The 17,184-nt window shown below is 44.8% G+C and carries 11 protein-coding genes and 2 pseudogenes; 4 read left to right on the top strand and 9 right to left on the bottom strand.

Annotated features, from left to right (window positions below; translation table 11 throughout):
- Positions 1 to 424 precede the first annotated feature (424 nt).
- Positions 425 to 1,762, top strand: a complete 1,338-nt coding sequence (locus AK965_RS16580; RefSeq protein ID WP_099080654.1) for a hypothetical protein — start codon at positions 425 to 427, stop codon at positions 1,760 to 1,762.
- Between the two features lie 211 nt (positions 1,763 to 1,973).
- Positions 1,974 to 2,987, top strand: coding sequence for an IS110 family transposase (locus AK965_RS16585; RefSeq protein WP_119463973.1), 1,014 nt, complete (start codon positions 1,974 to 1,976; stop codon positions 2,985 to 2,987).
- Between the two features lie 322 nt (positions 2,988 to 3,309).
- On the opposite strand, the gene AK965_RS16590 is transcribed toward AK965_RS16585, so the two are convergent.
- Positions 3,310 to 3,627 carry a helix-turn-helix domain-containing protein gene (locus AK965_RS16590; protein ID WP_099080655.1) on the bottom strand — a complete coding sequence of 106 codons (318 nt, stop codon included), beginning with the start codon at positions 3,625 to 3,627 and terminating at the stop codon, positions 3,310 to 3,312.
- Between the two features lie 103 nt (positions 3,628 to 3,730).
- Here AK965_RS16590 and AK965_RS16595 point away from each other — a divergent pair, with 103 nt between their 5' ends.
- Positions 3,731 to 4,255, top strand: coding sequence for a hypothetical protein (locus AK965_RS16595; RefSeq protein WP_099080656.1), 525 nt, complete (start codon positions 3,731 to 3,733; stop codon positions 4,253 to 4,255).
- Positions 4,249 to 5,618: pseudogene (locus AK965_RS16600) on the top strand (DEAD/DEAH box helicase). Before AK965_RS16595 ends, AK965_RS16600 begins: the two are co-directional and overlap by 7 nt.
- A gap of 178 nt (positions 5,619 to 5,796) precedes the next feature.
- Here the strand turns inward: AK965_RS16600 and AK965_RS16605 are convergent.
- The 8 genes and pseudogenes from AK965_RS16605 to AK965_RS16640 form a co-directional block, all read right to left on the bottom strand.
- Complete coding sequence (locus AK965_RS16605) at positions 5,797 to 6,393, bottom strand: 4Fe-4S single cluster domain-containing protein (RefSeq protein ID WP_099080657.1); 597 nt, start codon at positions 6,391 to 6,393, stop codon at positions 5,797 to 5,799.
- Positions 6,394 to 6,897: a hypothetical protein gene (locus tag AK965_RS16610; protein ID WP_099080658.1), complete on the bottom strand. Its 504-nt coding sequence runs from the start codon at positions 6,895 to 6,897 to the stop codon at positions 6,394 to 6,396.
- 3 nt (positions 6,898 to 6,900) lie between these two features.
- Entirely contained in the window at positions 6,901 to 7,107 is a 207-nt protein-coding gene (locus tag AK965_RS16615) for a DUF2997 domain-containing protein (RefSeq protein WP_099080659.1), read from the bottom strand.
- Positions 7,100 to 9,448, bottom strand: coding sequence for a hypothetical protein (locus tag AK965_RS16620; protein WP_099080660.1), 2,349 nt, complete (start codon positions 9,446 to 9,448; stop codon positions 7,100 to 7,102). Before AK965_RS16620 ends, AK965_RS16615 begins: the two co-directional genes overlap by 8 nt.
- The gene (locus AK965_RS16625; protein WP_099080661.1) at positions 9,448 to 11,160 is read right to left on the bottom strand and encodes a hypothetical protein; all 1,713 of its coding nucleotides are present in this window, start codon (positions 11,158 to 11,160) and stop codon (positions 9,448 to 9,450) included. The genes AK965_RS16620 and AK965_RS16625 overlap by 1 nt, the downstream gene beginning before the upstream one ends.
- Positions 11,157 to 14,612: a DEAD/DEAH box helicase gene (locus tag AK965_RS16630; protein WP_099080662.1), complete on the bottom strand. Its 3,456-nt coding sequence runs from the start codon at positions 14,610 to 14,612 to the stop codon at positions 11,157 to 11,159. The genes AK965_RS16625 and AK965_RS16630 overlap by 4 nt, the downstream gene beginning before the upstream one ends.
- A gap of 9 nt (positions 14,613 to 14,621) precedes the next feature.
- Positions 14,622 to 16,238, bottom strand: coding sequence for an AAA family ATPase (locus AK965_RS16635; protein WP_099080663.1), 1,617 nt, complete (start codon positions 16,236 to 16,238; stop codon positions 14,622 to 14,624).
- A 549-nt stretch (positions 16,239 to 16,787) separates the two neighbouring features.
- Positions 16,788 to 16,968 (bottom strand): annotated as a pseudogene (locus AK965_RS16640) (transposase); the annotation flags it as partial.
- Between the last annotated feature and the right edge of the window lie 216 nt (positions 16,969 to 17,184).

Consider the following 17,184-nt stretch of genomic DNA (forward strand, 5'->3'; position numbering starts at 1 on the left):
TGATGGACTACTACAACCGACAACGGCCTCATCAAGCAAATGATGGGCTGTCACCAGTAAATGCCGAAAATCGGCTTAAATCTGTGTCCGGAGTTTGTTGACCACTACATGAAGATGAAATTAATGTTTTGTCTTCTATAGGCCGACACTTTTATCAAAAAGGAGGTACTTCTCTATGTGCGATCTCGAACAAAGAGAAAAGCCGATGGCTGAACGCGCTCAAAGAAGTTTTGATTTACCTGCGGAGTTCAGATGAATATCCCCAAAGAACTAAAAAGCGAAAACTGAAAGTTATTAGACGCTTAATAGATAAGCTCAGTGCAAAGAATCCCCCTTATCTAGTCATCAGCGTTGATGGTAATTCTATGATCACATGTGGCTATTATTTTAGCGGAAAGATTAAACGAAACTAAGTAGGGAATTTATGGAATGCAACTTTGAAAGATTCAAATCATGCTTGTCAAACTATGTAAAAAATCAACCTTTCACTCCTGAGTTGAGAATGATGAGTGATGGTACGATAGACGTTTATTATTCCCCTTTTGATGCTATAAAACCGAGAGCCAAAATCTGCATCGTTGGAATCTCTCCCGGAAAGACCCAAGCAGAAAATGCGAATTTGTGCGCCAGTGAATTGATAAATAATGGCGAGACTTCATCGATCATCCTAGAGAAAGTAAAAGATACAGCCAGCTTTTCTGGCGCGCTTCGTAGTAACTTGATAAACCTTTTGGACTACCTAGGATTGAATACCCATTGGGGGCTAGAATCCGCAAGTCAACTGTTTTCAACAGATCAGCATTTACTGCACAGTACATCTGTATTTCGTTATCCAGTCTTGGTGAATGGTGAACCCATCAGCTCAGCCAAGCAGGGACTTACAAATCCTATCTTAAAACAGATGGTCGACACGTACTTAGCTAGTGAGTGTCAGCGCCTTCCTGATGACGTATTGTTTATTCCGCTCGGCAAAGGAACTAGTGACATCCTTGCATACCTAGCCCAGCAAGGTTTCATTAAGTCCGAGCAAATTTTGAAGGGGCTGCCTCACCCCTCGGGCGCGAACGCTGAACGATTGGCTTATTTCATGGAAAATAAAAGTAAAGAAAGCTTGTCGAGCAAAACCAATAGTAAGATATTGAATGAGATGAAATCGGAGTTATTCCAGCAATTAACAGATCTAGGTGTTAAATTGCCACGTGGTGACCGACCAATCCACCCGATGGTTGACCCTAGTCAGCATTCGTCAAGCAAACGAATTAGCTCGGTGGCCAGTGGGAGTAAAAAATCCATGCGAACTTTAAGTAAGGATGTGCAAGCTAGCGATCTGCGCTCACCAATTGACAAATTTATACGAGACGATGTGGAGCAACAGTTAAGGGCCTTGTTGGCTGAGATGGGTTTGGATACTAACCCCAACAAGTCTCGCACGTCGAAAGAACTTGCCGTGAGTTCAGATGGAGCTATTTTAGCTTACATCAGCAGGAAGACCGGACTCAAAGACGCTAGATTAACTGTTTGCGTGCATCCAAAGCATAAAAAAGAGATGGATCACCGAGTACAGCAGATCGATAACGTATCCATTAAAACGGGCAGGAATTCGCGTTATATATCCAGCTCAAACTATTCCGGCTTCAACAGTAAAGGTTACTGTGCTGACATTGATACCAATGAGCATATTGCTATTGCTTATATCATTGAAGTGTCGGGTGGTTATCAGCCGATAATTTCATTTTTTAATCAGTACCTTGAAGTGAAATAAGTCATCATCATGAGTAGAAAACCCTAAGCAGACAACTGTGAATGACCTGCCTAATTATGACGACCTAGAAGAAATTTTTCTTAGTCACTGAGCTAGCTATTTTAGCTAGCTCGGAAATGATGTGATGGACGCCCCCATTAACGGCTTCGATGAGCCAGAATTAAGGTGTTAGCACTTAATTACGAAGGAGCATCCATCATGAACATTAAAGTTGTTGGTATCGATTGCCAAATCCGTCTTTCAGGTTTGTGTTCTACTTCATGATAACAAGGTGGCATGGAACAGAAAGATCACCAGAAGCGATTTGATGACTAAGCTGACTCAGCTTCCAGAGAACACTCTCATCGCAATGGAAGCTTGTGCATCATCCCACCACTGGGCTCGGCAAATGAAGCAGCACGGGTTTGAAGTTATGCTAATACCAGCTCAATTCGTTAAACCGTTTGTGGGGCATCAGAAGAACGATGCTAATGATGCAAGAGCAATATGCGAAGCTTCCCAACGACCAGACGTTCACCCAGTACAAGTAAAAACTATTGAGCAGCAAGATATCAAAGCATTGCGAAATGTCCGTCAACGCCTCGTCGATAATCGCATTGCTTTAGTTAATCAATCTCGTGCTATGGCCGCTGAATACGGAGTGATATTTCCTAAGCATGTGACTAAGTTTCAAGAACTTTTACCATTAGCTATTGAAGATGCGAGTAATCAGCTATCCCATATTATGAGACGTCTATTGATTGAAAACTACGATGAGCTTAGGCAGTTAAATCGAGATATTCAGCAAGTAGAACACGACCTAATTGAGCTGTGTAAAACCAACCACCGTTTTAAGGCATTACAAGAAGTACCGGGATTTGGCCCCATTATCAGCTCTGCATTAATCAGTGAACTCGGTACCGGAAAACAATTCACTAATGGCCGTCAGTTTTCTGCTTGGTGTGGTTTAGTCCCTAAGCAGCATAGCTCAGGAGGTAAATCCTGCCTGAAAGGTATTACCAAAAACGGCAATAAACAGCTACGAACGCTAATCTTGCATGGCGCACGAGCGGTTGTTCGGTATGCAGATAAACGTCAGGATAAGATGGGAATGTGGTTACGGGAGCTTATTGCCAGAAGAGGCAAAGTCAAAGCTGTTGTCGCCTTGGCTAATAAGCTATGTCGAATTGGATGGCATCTTCTAAGCTCAGGTGAACAGTTCAATGTGAATAAAGCCTTTGCGTAACAGTTAATATATAGAATTTTCTACAGTTAAACAGCAGTACCCGAGTTTGCAAGTATTGATGAACTAACGGTCAACGTCTCTGCGAAAACCTAGTTTTGGACAAGGCATTACTGATGCCGTGGAAATGTAAAGGAAGTAGAGAGCAGATTACATCATGGCGCGAGCAGTAAAAGCTCATAGAGACGTCGGATATATGTCAGCGAGCCGAACCTAATCAGTTCTTGCAATCACAGGGGCGTCCATATATGTCCAAAAGTTTCGGTCGGCTTACTTTTGTGACAGTCTGAAATAAATGTTACGAAGGTCCAATTAATGTGCATCGTCATTCTTCAGAAGGAAGACTGGCGATAATCTCGGCAATTTTCTTCTTCTGGTCGACAGAGAGTTTAGAGATTGCAATTGCTAACTCTGCTGACGCCTCATCTTCACAAAAAAAGTAATTCAGTGGCACATCAAGCGCATCAGCGATGAGCTTCAACGTTCGCACATCTGGCGTGTGTCTTCCTTTCTCGTATTGGTTCATTCTCGCACTCGCCGTACTTTCATCCATGCCTATACAGACACCCAAGGCTTTTTGGGACAAGTTCGCTTGCTTACGGGCCTCTCTGAGGCGCTGTGGAAATGGGTTTTGGAATGGCACGTAGTCATCATACTGGTAGTCTTTATCTAACTAAGATTTTCTTAGTTTTACTGATTTGCGCATACTAAGCAATCCTTAGTTTTAGTAGTTGTTTGAGTTACCAATGAGACGATCTAGAAAAATTGATGCGTTAATGCACAAGCTATTGATTGAAAAAAGAATGGATGGCTTTTCAGTCGTCGAATTACGGGATGCATCCTTGCCTTATGTTGAGCAAACTTGTGATTTAGCGAATCTGCGTTTGCGGCTCTATCGTCAATTGCTGCGCTTTGAACGTAACAATTGGTTGAGAGTTGAAGGCTCACGAGCCAACAAGCGCTATTTTCAAACGGAGTTGTTACATGTTTATGAGTTTGCACCTAAACCTACGTCTGTCGAGGTAATTGAGGCAGAAGTACTCACTTGGTCGGTATTAGCCAGTGAGCGGAATGAGTCGCGTGGCGAGTTGGAGATTGCACTTGGTGAAGTGGGAGAATACCAGTCATTAATTCAACGCTTTCCTGAGCTTGAGCCTAAACTTGCTCTGTTGCTGAATCAAGCCAGAGAGCGCTCTGCACAGTTGTTAGGTAAGGTGAATGTGTTGACGACGGTCCTTGATACGATCGCGAGTGAGCAAAAGGCATGTTGAGGGGGTGGCAACAAGAATGCGCAACAGCGGCCATCAATAAATACCTCAGTGGAGAAAGCCATTTCTTCTGTCAGGCAACGCCAGGAGCAGGTAAAACAGTGCTTGCTGCTACCATAGCATCAAGGCTTCTGGAACTGAATTTTGTTGACCTCGTTCTTTGCTTTTCTCCTTCACGGACTATATCGGATGGGATGAAAACAACCTTTTCAGCAATATTACAGCGACCTTTTAGTGGCACATTGGGTTCGGTAGGTCAATCAATGACCTACCAATCACTGCAGTTTGTTGATGATGAATTCTTGCATGCTCTTAAGCGTTATCGAGTATTCGCTATTTTTGATGAGATTCATCATTGCGCAGGCTCAGAAACCGGTGCGGGAACGTATGGGGCAAACAAGTTCTAGCGAAAATCCAAAACCTAGCATCTTACACCCTCGCATTATCAGGTACTCCATGGCGATCCGATACCTTACCGATCGCAATGGCTGATTACACCAATGATCTTGGAACCTTGCGTGTAGATTATCAATACTCTTTAAAACAAGCTGTTGCCGACAATGTATGCCGCTCTCCAAAAATTGTACTGGTTGATAGCAATCAACTGTCGGTGGTTGGTAAAGAGACCTCTCAATCATTTACTTCTATCGCAGAAATGTTGAAGCGAACAGGTAATTCATACCTGCATGTCATCCACAATCATGATGCGATGGAATACTTGCTGAGATTAGCCTGTGAGAAGCTAGAGCATTTGAGATCGCAAACTCCAAACGCAGCAGGTCTTGTTGTTGCAGCGTCAGTTGAGCATGCCTTACATATAAAGCAGCTACTCACCAATAAGTTTGGGCAATCTACAGCAATCGTCACTTACAAGCACGAGCAGCCATTAGCGGAAATTGAGCGATTTAGAAATAGCAATCAGCAGTGGATCGTCAGTGTCGGGATGATCAGCGAAGGTACCGATATTCCAAGACTTCAGGTTTGTTGCCATTTAAGTGCAGTAAAGACGGAATTGTATTTTAGGCAAGTGCTTGGCCGAGTGCTACGCGTTAATAGTGCTGCACCGCAAGAGGCTTGGTTGTTCACGTTTGCAGAGCAAAGCTTGATAGAGTTTGCGGAACGTATCGAGCAGGATATTCCAGAGGCGTGTGTATGGATGGAGCGAGAGGTTAGCGCAAGTACAGGCGCTGACGAGTCGGTGTTTAACTTGGTCACCGGTAATGCAGCTAGCGAAAATGATCCAACAGGCATTGTCGCTTGGAAAGCAGGTAGTAGCGATTTATTGTCGAAGCAAGATGGCAAACATTCCGATGAACTCTCACTCCAAGCGTTCAAGCAACGCGTTATATCTGCGTTTGGTGCGTGATGTTTGTATAGCACATCTATACCCCCCAGACATATTGTGGATGTACATAACCATGATTAGATTTATTTGGGCAACAAGCTGTTGCCCAATTGTGTAAGAAGGTCTCGAACAATAGCGAAACTAGTTGTTTCGTCAATTTACTTGATACTTCTAGTAGAGGATGTCGAGCACGCCATTTCTACCCTCCAAAAATCAGACTCAGGTTGTGATCAGGAAATCCTAACACTCTGATACTTTCATCCTCGCAGATAATGATCTCAACCTCATTTTGAAGTTGTTGATTCTGTTGCTCCCGTGAATTCAATGGGTAGAGTAATTTTTGGTTATCTGAGCCTATCCATTGCTGTTGGATATTTCTCTGGTTAATATCAAAGCGCCCTATGGCCGCGATATCACATAGCGACTCAATTTTGTGCATGTTTCCTTGCTCGGTCAGCTCTTCTTCTTCATAACCAGTAAACAAAAATATGGTCAAATCAGAGTGTTGCCTGATTTGCTCCATTAACCACCAGAGGTTTTCTGATTGATGTAGCGGCTCGCCGCCAAGAAAAGTGACGCCTTGAATCTCTGTCTCAGACAGGATCTGTTGTAGTAATGCAGTTCTGTGCACTTTTTCTTTAAACGAAAACGACCACATGTCGGTATTCCAGCATCCTGGGCAGGCCAATCGGCAGCCCTGTAGCCAAACAACAAAACGCTGACCAGGGCCATAGATATGTGACAATGGCTCCACATGAGCCAGATTAAAATATTCGCCGTAATTTACCGCCATCATTCAAACCGTCCGCACCAAAACCAACTGGATTTGATTTCCTTTGAGCGTTTCTTTGACTGAGTAGCCCTGTGCTTTGGCTTTTTCAATCGCCTTTCGTTTCGTTGCTTCTACCCGAGCTTTACGCTCTTCTTCTAGGCGGATACGTTCTTGCTCGGCAACTTTTTCTAGGTGCTGCTCGTAATATTTTAAATAACAAGATGAAAGTTCATGCAGGAAGTTACGAACAGGTTTGTAGTGACTATTGTTTAAATTTTCCACTCGCCCGTTCATCTCACTTGAGTCGTGGCGTAAAAGCCACTTTCCATTTTCTTGCCGGAAATGTTGTCTCCCATAATAGTCTGAACGGTTGGTCAGAATATCACCGATAACCAAGCCGCCACTATGGTGGGTTTGCGCGATATTCTGTTGATTAATTTTAACCGGCTCTGCTCCAATCGACTCCAAAGCCTGAAATAAAATCTCCTCCATGACAAAAGGGGTTGTGGTTTTAATCACTGCACTCATCGGTTATCTCCGCTTTACTTCAAGCTTATTGCGCTGGACTAAAGTCTGTCGCTGGTGATACTCATCTGTCTTTTTGACACTGCTAACATTACTCTCCAGATCCAACAAATCATCTAGGGCTTCGAGGCAACTTTCGCCTTTAAAGCCACTGGTTTTGGCTGTAATAGCCCCCTCTTCATCAATGAGCAGGGTGATCTTCTGTTCAGGCATGTTCACTCTCCTTGTGACACACAATTTCAGCGTTTAAACGTTGAGCGTCTAACTTAGCTTGATCAATCTGGTGGTACTCAAAGACCACTAGATACCGTTTCTGTTGGTGTTCGCGCAGTTCTGTACCATTGGTTGGTAGCTCATCAGATGGCCATTGAAATTCACTGTCTCCTGATTTACTCTCGGAAAGTCCTAGTTGTTTGGCAAAGGCATCGGTTGCTTGTTTAGATTTATACACAAACGATGAGCCATGCTCATCGAGCGCTTTTTTTGAATGGCCTTGTTCCGCTTTGATATTATCTAAAGCCTTTGTCGCCGCCTGAATCTCACGTTCGACTTTGTTAAGGCCCTGTTCATAAGTCGCTATGCAGCGCTCAAAGTTTTTATAGTGCTTTCTCCAAATCTTATCTTTAATCGATGCTTTCCAATGGTTTGCCTGATCAAGCGTCATATTACGAATCGACAGACGTTTGGCTTCGCGCCAACCTTGTTGGGCTGCTTGGTGGATTTTTTCCCTGTCTGCTTGTGCTTGATTGATCGCTTGCTGATTTGCTTGCTTTGTTTCCTGATCCGCATTTTTGGGGCTTGGCTCGGGGAGTGCGGGCAGTGTATCTGGCATAAACTGTTCGAGCGTTAAACCACCTATCTGAACCGAATCCAGTTGTTGGTCAGTCAATTTCTCTGTTTCGGATACCCAGTTCGAGTGAAATTCTTCGGTAACGCGGCCGCGGGCTTCTGACTCATTGTCTTTCAACTGTTTAAGCTCAGCAGTTTTCTCGTTCAACTGGTCAGTGTTATTATCAACATCTTGCTGAAGATTGGATCGCTGTTGCTCCCAGCGCTGATTTTGTTCGGCCATATCCATATTCCGGGCGGTATCAGTCCCTCGCTTACGAATATTCAATGCTAAGGTTGTTAGACGTTGACGATATTCTGTCCGCTCTGCTGGTGTCGCGGTAATGACAGACCAAGCCTTAAGGGTGTCGATTTCTCGATTCAGCCCTTTGGTAGATTGCCCTTGTCCTAGTAAGAAACCCTTGATGAAACCTTTCAATTTATCTGAGATGCGGGCTTGCTGTTGATCAATGTTTGACTGTTCATTGAGTAAATCATCCAGTCGCTTCTGCCAGTCTCTTTCGGTATTTTCCCATAACTTATACAAGTTATCTGGCTTTGCCTCATTCGGACAGTAGGGTGGATGTATCAGCACGTTGTAGTGAATTGCATGGGCTAATTGCTCATATTTCCACGCTGTAAATTCTGATGCGAGTGCATTGGCATCGTCATTCAAAAAGCTATCTATGCTTTGGGTATGGATAGCATCAAGTTCGATTTCACGATTATCCTCAACGATGCATTCGAACTCGGGGTGTGCGGCAAAGCGCAATCGCTGTTGAGAGGCAAACTCACCGATTGCCGTTTCATCTTGATACTGCCAGGCGGCGTCTTCAAATGCCTGATCGTAAGCTTGCTCGAGCTTTTCGCTTTGAGTTACTGATAACTTTAGGCACCAGTTGGTAACGGCAAAGTCGGTTTCATCGGGCAAAAGCCAGTGGCCATCGCTTGACAACAACAGGGATGGAAGAGGCTTGTCGGTCAACGCAACACCATGGCGTGCCAACGTTGCTATTTGATTTGACTGGCTATCCAATAGTAAGCGCCAGTTATCGCCATCAGCGCCAAACCCAGAGTGAGTCGCGGCACGCAACTGATCCAGCGTATCGCTCAGACAATCTTTTAATGTTCCACCCAAGTGATGAGAGTGGTTTGTCAAAACCGCTCCATCAGGATGTTGAACACTGGATTTAGGTTGGTTTTGATGCAGATATTCTTCGCTGCTGGATTGCCAAAACAACTTACAGAAACTACGAAAACTGTCCTCGATTTGCGGCAACTCCAGTTGAATACCCCAGGCATATTCACTTTTCGTCACCAAAGGCGAATGCGACATTAACAGAAGGCCTTGCGCGTCGGTGGTGGCGTGATCGACTAGTATCAATGCCCCTTGTTGTTGAACGCCAGTGCGAATGAGGCAGCGGCCGGATAGGGCATCAATTGCTGCTTTGTTCATCGCTTTGGCACCTAATAACAGGTAAACACGAATGCCTTTGTCTGCTTGCGCTTTAATAGACTGAATCAGAGACTCTTCTTTCAGCTGTTCACTGGCAATCAAGACGGTTTGGCGCGAGTTTGATACTAAAGCGTTTAAATGGCCGGAATCATGCTGAGGTAAACTTTCACTGATATCAGCATCGGAATACTGCTTTTTGAACAAAGCGGGTAGCTGCTCGTGGTGATAGGTCGTCGTGAAGTGTTCATGACGAGGTGCGATCCGTGTCATTAGAGAGCCTCCGCTGCGATGTTTTTTCTCATACTGTGTACATGACTAATCTGATGTTGGAGATATTGAGGGAGTTCAGTGATTTCTTTCGGGGTGAAAGTTGGGGAGCCATCAACGTAGAAAGTCGAGTCAATATCACGAATAAAATCCAATCCGCTGCTGCATTCCCAACACCAAGTCTGCTTGCTACCAATCAAAATCCAGTACCTCCCGTGGTTGTCACTTTCCTTACGCAAGGTTTCGTGAGACCAATTAGTAGGCAGTTTTGCTATTTTTCCATGCGGCTTGTCTAGGGTCAGGAGCAAGCCGTCAGCGTGTATTAGGCAATCGGCAATGGACTTTAAGTTACGACTGTGACGTGGTGTATGAACATAGCGATCAGAGTAAATGACTTGATAGATAGGCCCCTCATTCGTCAATTTTTGCAGCAACATGTTGATGTCTAGCGTATCACCATTGACCAAACTGATTGGCATGCGTAACTTGCTGCTGCTAGATGGAGTCAAATCCGCCATGGTAGCAATATGCCAGTAAGCTTCTGGTTGAGTTTCTCTTTTTAGCTCAGATAACAAAGAGTGATGTTCTTTTAATGGCAACTCGAAATCATTCAAGGCCGTGTTATTCAGCCATTCAGATTGTTGTTTTCGGGCAGTTTCTGATGAGTGATATTGTTTACGGTAAAACTCTTGCAGCCAGAAGCGATGCCAATCTTCAGCATCGTTTTGATCAACAGGTTGAACCGGAATGTACTTGGCTTGGATAGAACGGAACACATCCATACTCGTGTTGAGGTCTGAATGATTAAAACGGCTAATCTGGAACTTCTCTACCGCGGAGGGATCGTGGTCAATTTGATTTAGCGGAGCCGTCAGACATTGTTTTTCTGGCTGCCACTGGCCATTAAACTCACTGGCAACAGCCATCATGACATCATTGATACGATCACCAAAATCATGTATTGAAAGTTCAAGAATTTCTGGCCGAGGGCTGGATTTGTGATGGCCATTTGGGGTTTGGAAATTCAACATATCCAACGAACCTTTCAAATTGACCGTGGATGTTGATATCCCCAGTTGCCAGATTAGCTCAATCTCTGCTGATTTTTCAGATGAACAAATCACTTCAGGCTCTAGTGAGGACAAGGGTAAGGTAATACTTTTCAATGCAGATCGGTTGCGATCGGCAAAGGACGCTTCAAGCACATTCAATCGCAAAGGCTCATCTACTCGGAATTCTGACCGTTCGGCATCAACCCCTTTCTTCCAGCTTACCTTACTAGGCTCAAAAAATGCGGTATCCCTTTGCATCATAACTGGGCGAGTTCCTAGCAACCGGTCGTTGTTTGTGTACCAGATATGATATAGGCCACGTTCTTTAGTCTCGAACAGACCAGTATCAATGACGCGTTGACCCATTTCAGTGATTCCTGACGGATCCCATAATGCTTCTTTTTTGAGATAGGCTTTCATTCGAGGGGGCATATCTGTTGGGTTATGCAAAATAGCCTTTAATAAGGTCTGAAGGTCAAGCCGCTCACGCAGGAAAGTGACTTTGGCAATCACGGGATAGCGTTTAAGACTGACGGTTCTGCTGAGTGTTAATGCCAGTGAGCCTGTATTGCCGTCGAGGTTTTTAACAGATGCCGTGCGACGGTTAGCCCCTTTCTCCGACTGATTCTGGCGGGAGTGTTTGTTTCTTGATTGATTCTTCATCGACGAGACTTCCGTTTCTTGTCAGCATTTTTGCTAGAGTGACTTTGGGTGCTTGGCGCGATAACATGACAGGATTTAGCGAGATTATTTAACTCCGGCGTTCGCGAACGCTGAGAGAAATATTCATGGTGGCCTACAATCACAAGCTGGTAACGGGCGCGGGTAATGGAAACATTAAGACGATTCGGTGAGTCCATAAAGCCATCACGATGTGTGTTCACCATTGATAGAAAGACCACATCCGCTTCTTGGCCCTGAAAATAATCCACCGTGGCCAGCTTTATCGATATGCCCTTGACGTTAAATCTTGCGTATCGTTTGGCGTTACCTGGCAATTTTTGCAAAGCTTCCCTTAAACCTCTTTCTTGGCCTTTGTAGAAAGTTAGAATCGCCACATCGAAGGCCTCACCTTTTTTGTTTTTACTTTTATTTTCCGCCCAAGCACAGAAATCCTGCAGCTCGTTTATCAGGCCTTGTATTTCTTGCTTGTTACTGTTGCCCTGCAAAGTGGTTCCACGGACATCCAGCCAGATATTACGGGAATGGTACTTCTGATAGTTCCATGCTCGATCTGATCGCGTTTTACCGCCATCATCCAGTACACCTTTTGGATAAAATTGCTGTCGAGGGAATGCCGAAATATCCGGATGCATACGGTGTTGAAAGGTTAGTGTCGTATAACGTTGACGTTTCTCAGCAGAAGCAAAGCCCTGGTTCAATGTCGTTGGCTCATCGTGTTTGCGTTTTACCAGTCCATCCCCAGAAAGTGCCTCCAAAATGGATGGAAAAGCGATGTTTTTAAGTACGTGGATCCGGCCATCAGCCGATACAGACTTTGGAAACAGGCGTTCTAGCGTATCGCGTAGATAACCCGTTTTCCTGTTTCGATTGGCGGATAACCGCAGCCAATACTCTCGCTCCAGACGCCAGCACACCTCTTCAGACCATTTGGTGCTATCGAGACGCTCGAATAACTCGTTATGGATTATCTTGGTGTCAGTATAATCTGTTGTTTTAACCTTGAACCGCTTGGTCGAAGTCCCTAACCGCCGATGCTGCGCTGCCTGCGATGTACGACTCCAATCCGGATGCAGGATCAACATATCATTCGGAACCCAGTGAGACAGAGCTCCCAAACAGCTTTCTTCGACAAAATACACATTGTAGTGATAAAGCAGTTCAGGGCTTTGTTGAACCTGACGTAAGCCAAAACAGTACAGGTTACCGTCACGACAGGCGTTGTCCATTATGACCTGTAACTTGTCCATACCGTTAGCCATGGATTGTATTGAAGCGCGTGTTCGAATTTCTGCAGCCAAAGCGTTGGCGACATCACGTGTTACAGGTACCAGCATTGGCTGGGAGTAGGGAGCGTCGTGATCTCCACGTAGTTCTTCTAATAAAAAACACGCTTGCTGAACTGCAGCAGCAAGGTTCTGACTTGGAGCTTTGCCTTTTGGCGGGACGAGCATCAGATTATCGAGATTGGCAACGATTTGCTCTCGGTCGGTAAAAGGCGATAACTGGCGCACGTCACCTACCAATACCCAGCGTTTGGCAAAGCGTGCAGGAACAAGAAACTCTTGAAAGGTGGTTTTACTGCATTCATCGATGATCATCACATCAAACGGTGGTTCACCGTTCTCCAGAGAGATATCGCGATCGTTGAAAAGTCTTAAAATGCCGATGGTGGTACCGCAGACCAGATTGGAAGAGTCCACCATTAACTGCTTACTCAGTTGTTGACAGCCCTGAACTTGTTGAAGTTCATTCAGCAGGTTATCGAACTGGAACTCCTCAACGCCAATGGCGTTGTTTTCACCACCGATACGTAAGGGAAAGATTTTTGCAGAGAGTGCCGCATTTTCTTTGATACGTTCAAGAACATTGTTGATTGCAGCATGAGTCGAGGCTGATAACAGAATACGTTTGCCTTGTTGCACCAACTGCATGATTAACTCTAGAATTGTGGTGGTTTTCCCTGTCCCTGGAGGGCCATCAAGAATAGTGAAATCTCTGTTTGCCAGGGCCTTGAGAACAAACTCTCGCTGGCGATCACAGCCATCAAAATTTGGATCTGTGAGTACCGTCCAACTTGATTCTGGGAGCTGAGCTGCGGTTACCTCTGGCCAACGCGTTTGCTCGCGTGTCTGCAACATCTGGATCAGCGGCCAATGACCTGCAGAGGGTCGGTTCATCAACTGTTTGATTGCATCTTTCTGACGCATCAACTGACTCGTATCCACGCTCACTCGGATCTCGCAGGACTTCCCTTGTTTAGATGGGTATTCACTAAGCCAGTTTCGCTTACTTTTGATATTTCTAGCCAGGAGTATTTGACGTTCATCAGGGCGAGCTTTGAGGACACGAAAGCCATCGTCAAACTTACGCTGCGTCGAATCCAGTATCTTGATGTTCTGGTTATCTCCAAAGAAGTAATCTAGATCGGATTTTCCAGTGTCGTCGCCGCTGTTTTTTTCAATCAGCTGAATCCATTTTTCTTCGACTGGGGCTTTTTCCAGTTGCCACTTTAGTGGGGGAAATGCATTGCAGGTAAGTGAGCCTGAATCCTTTAGTACTTCATTGGTATGACTTTCTAGGATCAGGCTTTTCTCTTTTTGCTTAACTTCTATCCGCAGCTCCCAGTGATCATTTTGCAAAGGGTACCCATGAAACTGAAAATGACCACAACTAAGCTCAGCAAGCCGCTTGTCAGTCACATCTTCTATCTTATGTCCATCCAGTTGTGGAGGAGACTCAGAAAAGAGCAACCAGCCATTGTTTTCTACTTTGGCTTGCCACTGTTTCAGGCCAGATTCATCCAATCCTTTCCGCAACGAGAAAGAGGTGTCTTGACCCTTAATAGAAAGCTTGCTGTCCGCTTTAACATGCCCTTGTAGCATGAGTTGATTATTAATCTGATGGGTGACTTTGCACTCTTGACCGTCAATATGAACCGAATCCAACTGATTCAGTGGCACTGCTAAAGGCCGTAGTTCGAGGTGGTAACCGCTCCATGAAATTGGTTCATCATCTAACTCAAGATCAGGCAAATATAGTTGATAATCCAGGTCATTATAACCGCCATTGGGTATGTCAGTCTTTCGCCGGCCTTTACCTTTCCCTTGCCAAATGGGGTCGTCTTCATCAGGGAAAAAATCTGTGTCAGGGAGCTCACCATCAACCGACAGGATCTGGTAATAGTGTTCCTTACCAGCGACAACCTCAATCTCACATATCGGTATGAGTTGCCAGATACGTTTGTCCGGTCGAAGCAGGTAGCGCTTATTGGCGACGGGTTTCCATTCGCAACTGACTTCTTTGTTCTTTAGCGCCTCAATACTGTTGTCGAGATAATGTCGAAAAGGCATAAGCACTTTCTGAGTCTGATCCGCCAAAGTTTGCGAATCAACGCCATTGCCCGCAAGGGCAGTAAAAAACGGATTTTCCATATTTTACACTCAATCAATGAAAGGATTTTCACCCTCTTGTTTCAGACGAGGTTTTTTGCTGGATGTTTTCTCCATAGCCTCCGGCTCCGCGCTGCTTGCAGGGACAGCTCGACCTTTTGCCCACGCACGTGTTTGGTGGATCATCTCTTCCATGGTTTGTGACAGAGGCGTCGTTAACTCAATAGCACGGCTAATGTCTTCTTTATTGAGTGGGTGGCCATCATCAAAGGCGATAAACATCGCTTCTTTAATTGCTTCTTCGAGCTCTGCGCCGGTAAAACCTTTACTCTCTGTGGCAAGTTGGTTCAGCTCTTCATCCGTAAAGTCATCACGTCTATTTCGTCGTTGTAGATGAATCGAGATAATGTCTTTTCTGTCAGCATGCACTGGCAGATCAACAAAAAAGATTTCATCAACCCGGCCTTTTCTCAGAAGCTCTGGAGGGAGTTGTGCTATATGGTTTGCCGTCGCCACGACAAAAACAGGTTTTTCTTTTTCCTGCATCCACGTAAGAAAGGTACCCAATACGCGAGATGTCGTTCCACCGTCGGTTGATCCGGAGCTTTGCATTCCCGACATGCCTTTTTCAATCTCATCTACCCATAGAATGCTGGGTGACAGAGCTTCGGCCATATGTAGCGCCGAGCGAATATTTTCTTCAGACTGCCCGACTATCCCACCGTATATTTTCCCCATATCGAGTCGCAGCAGTGGGAGCTGCCATGCATTGGCAACCGCTTTAGCCGCTAGGCTTTTGCCCGTTCCAGGCAGACCGAGAAGCAGAACACCTCTAGGTGTTTCTAGCCCAAATTCTCTTGCGTGTTCGCTAAACGCCTGTTGGCGACGACCTAGCCAAGCCTTGAGATTATTGAGGCCACCAATATCGTTCAGTGTGGCTTTAGGGTGAAAATACTCCAAGTGACCACTTTTTCGGATGACTTGTTCTTTCTCTTTGACGATAAATGGAATTTCAGATTCTGTCAGGCGCTGAAACTGACAAGCGGCTTTGGAAAAGGCTAGCTGCGCTTCACTGGTCGATAAGCCCAGTGCAGATTCAAGAAGGTTCGGTGTAGGGTTATAATCACGCTCATCAATGTCGTAGCGCTGTTTAGCCTGCTCAAGAATTTTGTGTAGATCGCCTGTATCCGGTAGTGGCATTTCGAGGATCTGAGTTTCTTTATCTAATTCTGGCGGCAGCAACGCTATTGGTTGTGACAGTACTATGGAGCAGCCAGAGATTTCCCGCCCCGCAACGGCAACGGCAAAAGCTCGCAGCCTGCCAATAAGTCTGTGATTATCAGATGTTAAAAATGGGTGAAAATCTTCAAGTAGCAAAATGAAGCCTTTCCGCTCGACCTCTTGGCTGTGCTCTAACAGCCAGTTAAGAACTTCATGGGGCTCTTCATGATCATCTATCTCATTCAATTCGCCGTTATGAAAATGCTGAAGGCCAGATTGACTGTTCCAGATATACAGTTCACGTTCAAGCTCTTCAGCAACACGATTGCAAGAGGCTCTGATCCTGAGCGTCTCATGACTGATGATTTGGTTTATAGCGGCTGAAGACTCGATATTCGTTTTCAGATGATCGTGAAAATCCAGTTTGCCATTTTGGGTAGTGTCCATTCTGTCAATTGCCTGTAAAAAATTCCATTTAATCAACTTATTAAAATGACGTATCGCATTTAAGAGATCAAGCTTTTAGAGTGAATCTAACGCCTATTAGTGAACCTGACACGCAATAAGAAATCCATTTGCTAACATATTCCGACAAGTTGCAACGTAACCGCAGTTTTGGTCTGCAAACTTTTGGCCATACTACATATGATTTTTAAAACAAAATTACGGCAATAGATTACAGTCACATACAAAGCAATGAGATGTACGCGCGTCTCTTTTTGAATGACTTTTATGAGCGAGTGCAATACTCAGCTCAAGGCATTTGAGGCGGGAAAGTATTTTTTGCCCATTGGCGAATTACATTTTTACACTATTCGCAATGTAAATATTCGTGATTACACTCAAGTGCAAGTAGAATAATCGGTTTTAGCTGAATTCTAGCCCTTCAGTTCGGAGCCCCTTGCTAATTATTAGCTTCACCATGCAATTTAGCCAAGCTAAATCACATTAGCTTTTATAGGAAAGTTGCGTATATGGGCGATTGCGATCACTCGATTTACGCAACAAAGCAGTAGTAATGGTTAAGTCGCTGAATCGGCGTAGGTCAGCTCGTTTGCCTTATTTGCTTCCACTCGGCTATCGTTTCCCCATCAATCCAAAAGGTCAGAGAGCCTGAGTTGATTCGTGCTTTGTTGTACCGCTTCCAGTTGGTTGTTTTGCAACGAGGTTTAGGCATGACGCTACGTCGATTAATCGGTGTAGCCGATCAGATCATAGCTACCTGATTTGGTTCCGTCGATTTGAGCAGCAAAGCCCATTCTAGTTGACCACTACACATCGAACTACGCAACATAACCGATACGTGTCTCGCATGTCGGTGAAATCACTAATTTTATCAACACTTTTTTTTACGTTGTGACACGAAGATAAATGCTAGTAAAGGTGTGATTAT

Origin of the sequence: Vibrio sp. PID17_43, assembly GCF_002608565.1 — a bacterium.
Taxonomy (GTDB): Bacteria; Pseudomonadota; Gammaproteobacteria; order Enterobacterales; family Vibrionaceae; genus Vibrio.

Excerpts from the sequence above, each read along its gene's own strand:
- AK965_RS16605 (WP_099080657.1), bottom strand. The coding sequence starts at position 6,393 with ATGATGGCGGTAAATTACGGCGAATATTTTAATCTGGCTCATGTGGAG.
- AK965_RS16615 (WP_099080659.1), bottom strand. The coding sequence starts at position 7,107 with ATGCCTGAACAGAAGATCACCCTGCTCATTGATGAAGAGGGGGCTATT.
- AK965_RS16630 (WP_099080662.1), bottom strand. The coding sequence starts at position 14,612 with ATGGAAAATCCGTTTTTTACTGCCCTTGCGGGCAATGGCGTTGATTCG.
- AK965_RS16625 (WP_099080661.1), bottom strand. The coding sequence starts at position 11,160 with ATGAAGAATCAATCAAGAAACAAACACTCCCGCCAGAATCAGTCGGAG.
- AK965_RS16580 (WP_099080654.1), top strand. The coding sequence starts at position 425 with ATGGAATGCAACTTTGAAAGATTCAAATCATGCTTGTCAAACTATGTA.
- AK965_RS16620 (WP_099080660.1), bottom strand. The coding sequence starts at position 9,448 with ATGACACGGATCGCACCTCGTCATGAACACTTCACGACGACCTATCAC.
- AK965_RS16610 (WP_099080658.1), bottom strand. The coding sequence starts at position 6,897 with ATGAGTGCAGTGATTAAAACCACAACCCCTTTTGTCATGGAGGAGATT.
- AK965_RS16595 (WP_099080656.1), top strand. The coding sequence starts at position 3,731 with ATGAGACGATCTAGAAAAATTGATGCGTTAATGCACAAGCTATTGATT.
- AK965_RS16635 (WP_099080663.1), bottom strand. The coding sequence starts at position 16,238 with ATGGACACTACCCAAAATGGCAAACTGGATTTTCACGATCATCTGAAA.